Origin of the sequence: Microbacterium sp. NPDC056057 (assembly GCF_042266945.1) — a bacterium.
Classification (GTDB): domain Bacteria; phylum Actinomycetota; class Actinomycetes; order Actinomycetales; family Microbacteriaceae; genus Microbacterium; species Microbacterium trichothecenolyticum_C.
The window spans coordinates 100,934-112,108 of record NZ_JBHJWS010000001.1; the positions used below are offsets into that span (position 1 = coordinate 100,934).

Consider the following 11,175-nt stretch of genomic DNA (forward strand, 5'->3'; position numbering starts at 1 on the left):
TCACGGCGGTGTGGGGGACAATGGTCGAGAGCGAGGGGGCCTCACATGAGCGAGACGACGAAGACGCCGGATGCCGCGCACACGCACGCTGCGCCGACTCCGGGGTCGGTCGCGCCCGACACCGCGCCGCTGCATCTGCCGCACCAGGCGGCCGAGTGCCCCAAGTGCTTCACCGAGCTGCAGCAGAACCGCAACTGGTGGCTCGCCCAGCCCGCCGGCTCACGTCTCGTCGGACTCGTGATCGCACGCGACGACATGCCGTCCGTGGTCGAGCAGCGGGGCGACCTGACGCGCTTCGGCGTGCCGATCGAAGGCTTCCGCCACCCGGCTCCCGAGACCCTCGAGTCCTGGGAGGACCGGCTCGTCCGCCTGTTCGGCACGCTCGTCCGGGGCGACGTGCTCGTGGTCGCCAACGTGCACGCCCTCGGCCGCGACATCGACGAGGAGACCCGCACCGTCGCGGAGCTGCACCGCCGGGGTGTGGTGGTGAAGGTCGTCAGCCACGGCGGGCGCCACCTGTACGACGCCGGGCGCTGACGCGCCGCGCCGGGTGAGCCGACGAGCGGCGCGATTCAGGCCTCGTCCGCTTCAGGCTCGTCGCGGAGCGAGCTCTCGTGCTCGACGTCCAGGAGGGGGAGGTCGTCGCGCGTGACGAGGCGTGCCGCGATCGCGTGCTCGACGAGTCGCACGCGGCGGTTCGTGGCGTACGAGCGCACCCCGCCGCGCATGCCGGGCACGCCGGCGCGATCGAGCTTGTCGCACACGTTGTCGAGCTTGCGATTGAAGCGGGTGAGCGTCCAGCCGAGCCGTTCGGCGGCCTGCGCCGACGTCGGCAGTTCGCTCATGCCGGTGCCCTCGCGGCGCAGCACGGGTTCGGCGAGCGCGAGGATCATGACGCGCTGACTGTGCGTCAGCGGCACCTCGCCGATCGTCGAGAGGCCGTCGTCGTCGGCGGGCGGCTGCGTGTCGCGGAAGGTCGGCTCGGCCGCGTGGATGGTGAGCTCGTACGTCGTCGGGCCGGCACTGAAGATGACGGATGTCGCGGCGAAGACGAGCGGCAGCCGTGCACCCGGTGCGAGCCAGGCCTGCACTCGCCCGCCCGAGTCGGTGACCGTCGCCGACAGGCGCGAGCCGACGTTCGACAGCAGCCAGAGCCCTTCGACGTTCTGGATCGTGAGGAAGTTGCGGTGCAGGAACAGGTTGTCGTCGATGGCGAGGTCGCCCTCGCGGCCCACCGTGAACACGGTGCCGGGATCGACGGAGAACTCCTCGCCCGCGAACTCGACCCTGAGCTCGTCGACCTCTGCGGCCGTCACGGCGTGCACCCCCGGGTGGGCTCGTTCTGGAACTGCCCGTTCGCACGGACCAGCTCCACATCGACGCACGTCGGCCCCGAGGCGGCGGCGGGCACGACGATCTCGGCGACATCGACGGGCTCGGGTTCGGGGTCGCTGTCGCTCACCGACACAGGCGTGACGAGGTAGTGGTCGCCCTCCTGCGGGTCGGGGTTGGTCCAGGTGAAGCTCACTCCCCCCTCCACCGGCGATCCGACGACGTCCGTGACCGAGGGGATGACGGCCGAGATCGGATCCTGCGGCTTGGACGACTCGCTCGGCTTCGGCTGCTCCTGGGCGGTGCCCGACAGGATGCCCGGCAGCGACACCCCGACGATGACCGCGACGATCACGAGCGCGGCGGCGCCGAGCCCGATCCAGAGTCCCGTCCGGCGGCGACGCGGGGGCGCAGCATCCTCCTCCTGCTGGGGAGGGGCCGCGTCGAACGCGGGAGCGCGCACGATCGTCTCGTCGAGCGACACCGGCAGGTCGACCTGATCGCGCCGGACCGTCTGCTCGTACGCCGACGCGGGTGCGGGTGCGCGGCGGGCGACCGTCTCGGTCTCGAGGGGGGCGGGGTCGAACCGAGGCGCGACGGCGGCGGCGCTCGGCGCCGTGACCGCCGACGGGCGGGTCATGCCCGCCGCGGGGGTCGTCTCGGGGTTGATGCTGACGACGCCGCGGACGCGGGTGAGGCCGTCGTCCTCGTCCTCCTCGATGTCTTCGGGGACGTGGTCGTCGAGGATGTCGATCGGGGTGACCGAGTGCGACAGCTCGATCTGCACGGTCTGCAGCGCACGCGCGAGGGCGAGCGCGCTCTCGTAGCGGTCGACGGGCGCCTTCGCCATCGCGCGCTCGAGCACGCGCTGCAGCGACACCGGCACGTCGGCGCGACCGAGAGCGGGAAGCGGCAGCGTCTCGATGCGGTGGATGAGCTCGGCCGCGCCGTTGCGCTGCCCGGGCAGCTCGAACGGCGAGCGTCCGGCGAGGAGCGTGTAGGCGGTCGCGCCCAGCGCGTACACGTCGGAGCGCGGGTCGCTGCGGGGCACGTCGGCGAACGACTCCGGCGGCGACCACGGGATCGACAGGCCCGCCGACTCGGCGGCCGCGTTCGTGGTCGAGGCGATGCCGAAGTCGGTGAGCGCCGGGCGGTTGTACTCGGTGACGAGGATGTTCGCGGGCTTGATGTCACGGTGCAGCACGCCCGCACGGTGTGCCGTCTCGACGGCGGCCGCCACCTGCACACCGACGCGCAGCGACTCCGCGATCGAGAAGGGCTCGCGCCGGTACCGCACCTGCAGATTCGGCCGCGGGCAGTACTCCATCACGAGGTACGGGCGGCCGTCCTTCGCGACGCCGGCCTGGTAGATCGTGACGATCGCCGGGTGCGTCGACAGCATCGCCATGACGTTCGCCTCGGCGGTGAACTCCTCCACCGATCCGCTCGACATGCGGTCGGTGAGCAGCACCTTGACCGCGACGCGACGCTTGGGCAGCTGCTGCTCGTACAGGAAGACGTCGGCGAAGCCGCCCGAGCCGAGCAGGTCGACGTAGGTGAAGCCGGGAAGATCCGGCGGCGCCATGGGCGCGCGCTTGGCGCTCACGACAGCCCCTCGATCGCGACGGTGATGCCGTCGCCCAGGTCCAGCACATCGCCCGGTATGACCACCGTGCTCTCGCCCGGGTGCAGCCGCACGGGGTCGGCGCCCTGGCGCAGCAGCGTCGTGCCATTCGTGGTGCGCAGGTCGGTCGCGACGATGCTCTCCCCCTCGACCCGCAGCTCGACGTGGCTGCGCGAGATGTCCTGCTGGGGGCTGTCGACGGCCACGAGGTGCGGCAGATCGGTGCCGCTCACGCGCGTCGAGCGCGGGCGCCGGCCGATCACGACGGTGCGGTCGAGCGGCAGCACCTGCCCCGTCGACACCCGGACGCGTCCGGGGGCGGGCGGGCGCGGCGGCGCGAGCGGCGCGGGGGTCGAGTCGATGGGGACGGTCCCCGGTTCCCCCGCAGCCTCACGCAAGGCGCGGGCCTGGGCCAGCGAGATCGTGGCGCCGTCGTGGTCGCCGGCGGGCGGCGCGGCGGGAGCGGCCTCGACGTCCTCGCCGAGGCGGACCGGGCCGTCGTCGGCGGACCGGATCACCGTGGCACCCCAGACGTCGTCGAAGCCCGTGCCGAACTCGTCGTCGCCGGCCGGTGCCGGGCCGGCCGGCGGCAGCGACACCACGGGCGCGGCGGGCGGGGTGAGCGCCGAGTCGAGGGGAAGCAGGGTCTCGGCGTCGACGACCGACGGCACGGAGTTCGAGTCGATGAGGACCCCCATGACGCCCCCCGGGGCCGGTTCGGTCCCCGGGTCAGGTGCCACGGGAACGGACGGCGTCTCTTGCCGCCGCGGGTCCGGCGCGGCCTCGGCCGGAGCGGCCCCGACGGGGACGGCCTCGACCGGAGCGGCCTCGACGGGGACGGCCTCGACCGGAGCGGGCACAGCCGAAGGGGCCACAGCCGGGGCGGACGCGATGGGAACCGCCTGGGCCGGGACGGCGGCGGCCGCCGGCGACGGAGTCGGGGCCGCAGCATCCCATTCGATCCGGCTCGCCAGCACGATGCCGTCGGCGATCTCGAACTCGGCGGGCGCGTCGGAGCCCGCGGTCGTGAGCGCGACGCGCACGGCGCCCGGGATGACGCGCTCGGTCCACGTCGTGACGCCGGCGCCCGACACGCTCTCGGACGCCGCGCCGTCGATGTCGAACGCGAAGTCGCCGCGCACGGCGACGCGGACCCCGTCGCCGTCGGCGAGCGCGACCGCGAACGCGGGGATCGCGGTGAGAGATGCGCCGTACGCGCCGGTGAGCGCCTCGATGACGCCGCCGAGGCCACGGCCGTCGGCGAGCACCGACCGGATGCGGGTGAGCAGCGACGCCGAGGCGCCGGGCTCGAGCACGGCGAATCCGCGCGGGGTGACGGCGACCGGCGTGGTTCCCGGAGCGTAGAGCGTGGGCATCAGAATCCTCCCGCGAACACCGCGCGGGGCAGCGTGTCGCCGTCGATGTCGGCGTCGTCGGTGGTGGGGGCGGCGCTCACCGGCACCGTGTCGCGCTCGTGCGCGCGGCTGGTGCGGGTGCGCACCGCGAGGGCGTCCACGACGATCGCCGTGATGTTGTCGCGGCCGCCGCGCACCATCGCCTCGTGCACGAGCCGTGTCGCGGCCGCCTGCGGGTCGGCCTCGGCGAGGAGGATGCCATGGATCGCATCCTGCTCGAGCTCGCCCGAGAGTCCGTCGGAGCACACCAGGATGCGGTCGCCGTCCTCGGCGGGGATGAGCCAGTAGTCGGGCTCGGCGTCGCTGCCCGCCCCGATCGCGCGCGTGATCACGTTGCGGCGGGAGTCGCGCTGTGCGGCGTCGGCGGCGAGCTGTCCGCTGTCGACGAGCTCCTGCACGACCGAGTGGTCGACGCTCACCTGCTCGAAGTGGCCCTCGCTGAGGCGGTAGGTGCGCGAGTCGCCCAGGTTGAGGGCGAGCCAGTAGCCCTCGCCGTCGACGTCGGCGATGACGACACCCGCCAGGGTCGTGCCGGCACCCGCACCGGCGCCGGCCGGCAGCGCCGCGACGCGTCGGCGCGCGGCGACGACCGCCGCCTGCACGTCGTCGATGGTCAGGCTCTCGCGTCCCATGAGGCCCGAGAACTCCTGGATCACGGTCGCGCTGGCGATCTCGCCCGCGTTGTGACCGCCCATGCCATCGGCCACGAGGAACAGGGGCGACACCGCGAGGTACGAGTCCTCGTTGATGCGACGGCGCAGGCCCGCATCCGTCGATGCCCCGAACGCGACCGCGATGGGCGGGGTGGTCCCGGTCATCGCGCGAGCCCCACCGTCACGCGCCGGTCGCCGAACTCGAGCGTGTCACCGTCGCGCAGGTTCGTGCGCACGCCCGGGGTGAGCGGAATCCGTCCGCCGTCGCGGACGAGCGTCGTGCCGTTGGTCGAGTGGCGGTCGGCGATCCACGTGCCGGCGGTGTCGCCGCCGACCTCGAAGTGCGTCTTCGACAGCGACAGCGTCTCGTCTCGCACGGGGATCGCGACCGCGCCGTCCTCGCTCGCGGGGTTGCGGCCGTAGAGGGTGCGCCCGTAGACGGCCATCCGCGTGCCGTCATCCCACGTGAGCACCGCGAGCACCGGTGCACCGTCGTACAGCGCCGCCCGCTGGGCGGGCGGCGGCACGACGATGCGCGTGGACTCGACGTCCTCCTCCGCGAATGAGGGAGCCAAGGATGCTGCGAACGCGGGTGCTGCGGCAGGCGCGATGGCGGTGACGGTCGCGGTGGCGCCGAGCGGCTCGGTCGTCGTCGCGGCAGGGAACGGCATCGTGACGTCGGGGAAGGGCTCGGCCGCGCGCGTGAATGGAGGCTCGTGCGTGATCCACGGGACGTCGGCGATCACACCGGTCGGCACGGGAGCGGCGGGCCGTGTTGCGGCCGGGGCAGGCGCGCGCGTGAATCCCGGTGCGGGCAGCGGTGCGGGCTGCAGCGGCGGCGCGGGCGCCAGCGGTGCGGCGCCCGCCGGATGCGGCAGGTAAGGGTTCGCCGCGGTCATAGAGGCGAGGGCGGCCGCAGCATTCGCCTTCCGGACGTCGACGACCACGGCGCGCGATGCCATGTCGTGCCAGCCCTGGCGACGGCCGCTCGCGTCGAAGAGGGGCGTGAAGTAGCCGACCACGATCGACGCGGCGAGGCTGAACACGAGGTTGCGGAGGATAGCGCGCCAGAATCCGATCGGGGCGGCCGAAGAGGCGTCGTGCAGGCGCAGCCCGAGGATCCGCTGCCCGATCGACCCGCCGCGGCTGCCCTGCATCGCCGAGTAGACCAGCCACCAGGCGAACAGCAGGAGACCGATGCCGGCGTAGCTGAGCAGGATCATGACCGCCAGGCCGTCGCGCTGCCAGGCCGGACCCACACCGAAGATGATGCCCACGACGATGCCGACCAGCGCGGCGCCGATCACCCAGGCGACGCCGATGTCGATCGCGAACGCCCCCACACGGCGTCCGATGGTCGCCGCGGGGGCGGCGCCTGGCGGGCTCACGGTCATTCGTTCTCCTGTGCGGGGTGGGCGGAGCGCTCGGGTGCGCTCCGGGTCTTGCTGCCGCGGCGCGAGCGCCGGGTCGACGTCTGGGCCGGAGCGGCGTCCGGCGCGTCGGGCTGCGCGTCGGCGACGGCGTCACGCGTCGGCGTCGGGCGCGGTGCCCGTGCCGGACGCGCAGGCAGGGCGAATCGCGTGCCCTCGAGGAGTGTACGGATGCTGAGCCTCGCGCCGAGACGCTGCCACACCGAGCGCCCCTTCCCCATGCCGCCGACGATCTCGTCGACCTGCATCCAGAAGGCCGCGATGTCGTCGGGCGACGGCTCGGTCGGACCGAACACCTCGAGGTCGGCGCGGGAGGCCAGGGTGGCGACCCGCGGCTCGGCGAACGCCGCGGTGAGCACGCCGGCGTCCTCCTGGCGCGTCGCGCCGGGGCGCACGGGCGCCCCGAAGTCCGAGGCGCGATCCACGAGCTCGTCCCACCCGCCGCTGATGCGGTCGGACGCGCGCTCGGCTTCGAGGCGCTTGCGGCGCCGCGTGGCCTTCAGGGCTCCGATCACGATGAACGGCGCGAGCAGCACCGCGAGGAGGCCCAGCAGGCCCGCGCCGATCGACACGATGGTCCACAGCAGGCCCGCGTCGAAGGCGTTCTCGTCTTCCGAGCCGCGGTCGTCGGCGACGGTCGGCGGCAGGTCGACGGGCTCGGCGGGCGGGGGCGGCGGCTGCAGCACCTGCGGCTTGGGGTCGGCCTTCGGCTTCGTCGTCTGGTCGCTCGGGACCTGGTCCTCGGGCGGCGTCGGGTCGAACGGCACCCATCCGGCGCCGTCGAACGCGACCTCGACCCACGCGTGGAGCGTCTCGCCCGTCGCGGTGTAGACCGGCGCGCCGGCGGCGTCCTCGTCGGGGTAGAACCCCATGACGACGCGCGCGGGGATGCCGACCTGGCCGGCGAGCAGGGCCATCGCCGTCGCGTACTGCTCGTCGTCGCCCACCATCTGCTCCGAGCCGAGCAGGGTCGCGATGCGCTCCGCGCCGTGGCCGGCGCGCGAGAGCGGCTGGCCGGCGAGACCGTGGCTGAAGTAGCCGCCCTCCGACAGCATCTGCTGCAGCGCGCGCACCTGCTCGACGGGCGTCTCGGCCTCGGCGACGGTCTTCGATGCGATGTCGGCCAGCGCCTCGGGCACACCGGTCTGTTTCGGCATCCGCAGCGGGGCGAAGCTCTGCTCGCCGAGTGCCTCATCGCTCGGCACCTCGGGGATCACGGCGTCGAGCGTGTACTCGTCGCCCTTCTCGAGTCCGACGGTGACGACCCCGGTCTCGGTCGCCTCGTTGTAGTGCGCGGTGCGACGGAGGTCGTCGGCGCGGTCGCCGTCGAACGTGACGCTGCGGACGGCACCGGCATCCGGCATCCACACGCTCTCGAGCTCCCCGATCTCGACGTGCACCGTCGCGGGTGTGCCCTCGGCGTCGGCCGACATGTTGGTGCGGGCGGGCGCGAAGGCACTGGACGAACCGCTGCCGTCGTCCGACACGTTGTACACGGTGCCGTTGTACGCGTCCATCGTCGCCAGTCGCATGCGGGCGCCCTCGGGCAGGCCGCTCACCGTGAAGAGAGGGTCGTCGGGGTGGTCGCGCACATAGGCGCGGAACGACTGCAGCGGGCTCGCGAACTCGCGGATGTCGAACGGCGGGATCACGACGTCACGCAGCACGTACCGAGGGGACGACGGTGCCGCGAATCCGCTGGTCGCGACGCCGACGACGGCGGCGATCGCGACGACGGCGGCGCCCATCAGCACGCGCCGCATGCCCGCGCCCGACTTCGCGGACCCCTCGCCGACCGCGATCGCGGCCGCCTGCGGCTGCCACGCCTGGCGCAGCGCCAGCCATACGACCGCGACGAGTCCGAACGCGACACCCTGCACCACCGGCACGAAGGGCTCCGACGTGCCGAGCGCGATCGCGATCGCGAGGAACGTGGCGGCCGGGATCAGCGCCCACGCGGCGCTGCGCAGACGCAGGGCGAGGGACGTCGTCAGCACCGCCGCGACGAGCGAAAGGATGAACGGAACGATCAGGTGGCCGTCGTCGGTCGCCACCGGAGCGATCGTGGTGAGGAGCTGCTTCCACGACATGACGGCGCCGAGCGCGAGCTGACGCAGCGTCTCGAGGGTGGGGATGACGCCCGCGACCGTGGTGTGCGGCAGCGCGAGCGCCCCGCCGACGAGGAAGTAGACGGCGATCGTGGCGGCCGTGAGCACCAGGATGCCCCAGCGGAAGAGCCGGCCGAGCACGCCCAGCCCCATGCCGAGCACGAGCCCGCCGAGAGCGGCGACCAGGTAGCTCGCGCCGTCGAACGTCGGCGCGAATCCGACGATCGGGATGAGCAGCAGCAGCGCGACGGCGCCGAGGTCGAGGATCCAGCGGCGGGCCGGGAGCGGGTCGACGCGCGGGACGCGGGGGCTGGATGCTGCCGCCCGCACGGGAGCGGCGGGCGCGGCGCGCGTCGGAAGCGGCGTGACCGGCGCGCTCATGCGAGCACCTTCCGGAGGGCGTTCGGGAGCTGGTCGAGCGCGCCGAGGGTCACGACATCCGCTTCGCCGATCCTCCGGAGCGACGGCGCGGTGTCACTGGGCGACGCGACCACGGCGAGCACGCGGGCGCCGAACGGCAGGCGACTGCACGCGGTGCGCAGAGCGTTGGAATCGACCTTGCTGCCGCACACCAGCACGACCACGCTCGCGAGCGGCAGCGTCGCGGCGACGACGCCGGCGAGCTCGACGACCGAGCCCGCCTTCGCCTTCGAGTGCCCGAGGCCCGAGAGCGAGTCGAGGAACTGCTTGCCCGTGCCGGACGGCAGCGCGCGCTCCTGCACGCGCACCTCGACGCGCTGCGAGTCGCGCAGGGCGCGCAGGCCGAGGGAGCCCGCGGCCGAGATCGCGAGTTCGAACTCGTCGTCGTCGCGGTAATCGCCGGGGCTCGTCGACAGCCCGATCACGAAGTGCGAGCGGCGGGTCTCCTCGAACTGGCGCACCATCATGTGGCCGGTGCGCGCGGTCGACTTCCAGTGCACGTGGCGGAGGTCGTCGCCGGGCTGGTACTCGCGCAGCGCGTGGAACGAGACGTCGTCCGGCGACAGGTCGGTGGCGGGAAGGCCCTCGAGGTCGCGGAGGAACCCGAGCGACTGCCCGTCGAACAGCACCGTGCGCGGGTGCACGAACAGGTCTACCGGCTCGTCGCGGCGGTGCACGCGCTCGAAGAGGCCGAGCGGATCGCCGCGCACGACGCTCACCGGGCCGACCTTGACCACCGCGCGACGCGACGTGGGGATGGCGAAGAGCTCCTCGGCGGATTCACCTGCGGCCAACCGGTTCACGTCGAAGACGCCACGCCCGCCTCCGACCGGCAGCAGCACACGCGAGGGGAGGATCGCGCGCGAGCCGGTGTTGGCGAGCGTCAGCGCGCCCACGGCCCGCTCCCCCACCACGACGCGCGTGCGGTTGAGGTCGAGCGACACGTCGTAGGCCGTGCGGCCGATGAGGAACAGCAGGCACAGCGCCAGCACGACGGTGATCGAGATCGCCGCGACGGTGAGCTCCCACCAGCCGAGCGACTGGCCGGCGATCCACAGCGTGAGCGCACCGGCGATGAGCACCCAGGCGACGGGGCGCACGACCCCGAACACGCGGCCGAGCACCGCGCCGACGCGCCGGAGCGCGCCGAGCATCAGCTGCCCGTACCAGGCGCGGCGGTCCGCGGTGGACGCCGTCTGCCCGAGTGCTTCGGTCGTCATCAGGCCGCGGACCTCGCCTGCGGTGCGGCCACCGACTCGAGGACGCGCCCGATGACGGTCTCGGCCGACGTGCCGGCGAACTCGGCCTCGGGATCGAGCACGATGCGGTGCGTCCACACCGGTGCGACGAGCGCCTTGACGTCGTCGGGCAGCACGAAGTGGCGGCCCTGGGCGGCGGCGTAGACCTTGGCGATGCGGATCATCGCGAGCGAACCGCGCACCGACACGCCCACGCGCGTGGCCGGGTCGTTGCGCGTGGCCTCGGCGAGCTGCGCGGTGTAGCGCAGCACGGCCGGGTCGACGTGCACGGTGCCGGCGAGGTCGGCCATGTCGGCGACCGCGCCGGTCGTGATGATCGCGGGCAGGTGCGCCGACGGGTTGCGGTCGGCCGCGCCGGCGAGGATGCGCTCGGCCACGGCGAGGTCGGGGTAGCCGATAGAGGTCTTCACGAGGAAGCGGTCGAGCTGCGCCTCGGGCAGCTTGTAGGTGCCCGCCTGCTCGATGGGGTTCTGCGTCGCGATCACGAGGAACGGGCGGCCGACGTCGTGAGTGACGCCGTCGACCGTGATCCGCGATTCCTCCATGACCTCCAGCAGCGCCGACTGGGTCTTCGGCGAGGCGCGGTTGATCTCGTCCGCCAGCACGATCGACGCGAACACCGGACCGCGGTGGAACTCGAAGCGGTGCGAGGCCTGGTCGTAGATCGTGACGCCCGTCACGTCGGAGGGCAGCAGGTCGGGCGTGAACTGGATGCGGCTGCTCGTGCCCTGCACCGTGGCCGCGAGCGCCTTGGCGAGGCTCGTCTTGCCCGTGCCCGGAGCATCCTCCAACAGCACGTGGCCTTCGGCGAGCATCGCCGAGAGCACCAGCGCCACGACCTCGCGCTTGCCCATGAGGGCCTGGTCGACGTTGTCGACCAGTCGCGTGAAGGTGCCCTGGAACCAGGCCGCCTGTTCTGGGGTCATCGTCATGG

9 protein-coding genes are annotated in these 11,175 nt (G+C 73.3%); 1 reads left to right on the forward strand and 8 read right to left on the reverse strand.

The window, feature by feature from the left end:
* Positions 1-45: 45 nt before the first annotated feature.
* Positions 46-537: a recombinase family protein gene (locus ACFC1K_RS00425; protein ID WP_375869969.1), complete on the forward strand. Its 492-nt coding sequence runs from the start codon at positions 46-48 to the stop codon at positions 535-537.
* A 35-nt stretch (positions 538-572) separates the two neighbouring features.
* Here ACFC1K_RS00425 and ACFC1K_RS00430 read toward each other — a convergent pair whose 3' ends face one another.
* The 8 genes from ACFC1K_RS00430 to ACFC1K_RS00465 are packed head-to-tail and all read right to left on the reverse strand — an operon-like array spanning position 573 to position 11,173.
* Positions 573-1,325: a hypothetical protein gene (locus ACFC1K_RS00430; protein WP_375869970.1), complete on the reverse strand. Its 753-nt coding sequence runs from the start codon at positions 1,323-1,325 to the stop codon at positions 573-575.
* Positions 1,313-2,938, reverse strand: a complete 1,626-nt coding sequence (locus tag ACFC1K_RS00435) for a serine/threonine-protein kinase (RefSeq protein ID WP_375869971.1) — start codon at positions 2,936-2,938, stop codon at positions 1,313-1,315. The genes ACFC1K_RS00430 and ACFC1K_RS00435 overlap by 13 nt, the downstream gene beginning before the upstream one ends.
* Positions 2,935-4,332, reverse strand: coding sequence for an FHA domain-containing protein (locus ACFC1K_RS00440; protein ID WP_375869972.1), 1,398 nt, complete (start codon positions 4,330-4,332; stop codon positions 2,935-2,937). The genes ACFC1K_RS00435 and ACFC1K_RS00440 overlap by 4 nt, the downstream gene beginning before the upstream one ends.
* Positions 4,332-5,189 carry a PP2C family protein-serine/threonine phosphatase gene (locus ACFC1K_RS00445; RefSeq protein WP_375869973.1) on the reverse strand — a complete coding sequence of 286 codons (858 nt, stop codon included), beginning with the start codon at positions 5,187-5,189 and terminating at the stop codon, positions 4,332-4,334. Before ACFC1K_RS00445 ends, ACFC1K_RS00440 begins: the two co-directional genes overlap by 1 nt.
* Positions 5,186-6,418 carry an RDD family protein gene (locus ACFC1K_RS00450; protein ID WP_375869974.1) on the reverse strand — a complete coding sequence of 411 codons (1,233 nt, stop codon included), beginning with the start codon at positions 6,416-6,418 and terminating at the stop codon, positions 5,186-5,188. The genes ACFC1K_RS00445 and ACFC1K_RS00450 overlap by 4 nt, the downstream gene beginning before the upstream one ends.
* Positions 6,415-8,943 carry a transglutaminaseTgpA domain-containing protein gene (locus ACFC1K_RS00455; RefSeq protein WP_375869975.1) on the reverse strand — a complete coding sequence of 843 codons (2,529 nt, stop codon included), beginning with the start codon at positions 8,941-8,943 and terminating at the stop codon, positions 6,415-6,417. Before ACFC1K_RS00455 ends, ACFC1K_RS00450 begins: the two co-directional genes overlap by 4 nt.
* Positions 8,940-10,202, reverse strand: a complete 1,263-nt coding sequence (locus tag ACFC1K_RS00460) for a DUF58 domain-containing protein (RefSeq protein ID WP_375869976.1) — start codon at positions 10,200-10,202, stop codon at positions 8,940-8,942. Before ACFC1K_RS00460 ends, ACFC1K_RS00455 begins: the two co-directional genes overlap by 4 nt.
* Positions 10,202-11,173 carry an AAA family ATPase gene (locus tag ACFC1K_RS00465; protein WP_375869977.1) on the reverse strand — a complete coding sequence of 324 codons (972 nt, stop codon included), beginning with the start codon at positions 11,171-11,173 and terminating at the stop codon, positions 10,202-10,204. Before ACFC1K_RS00465 ends, ACFC1K_RS00460 begins: the two co-directional genes overlap by 1 nt.
* Between the last annotated feature and the right edge of the window lie 2 nt (positions 11,174-11,175).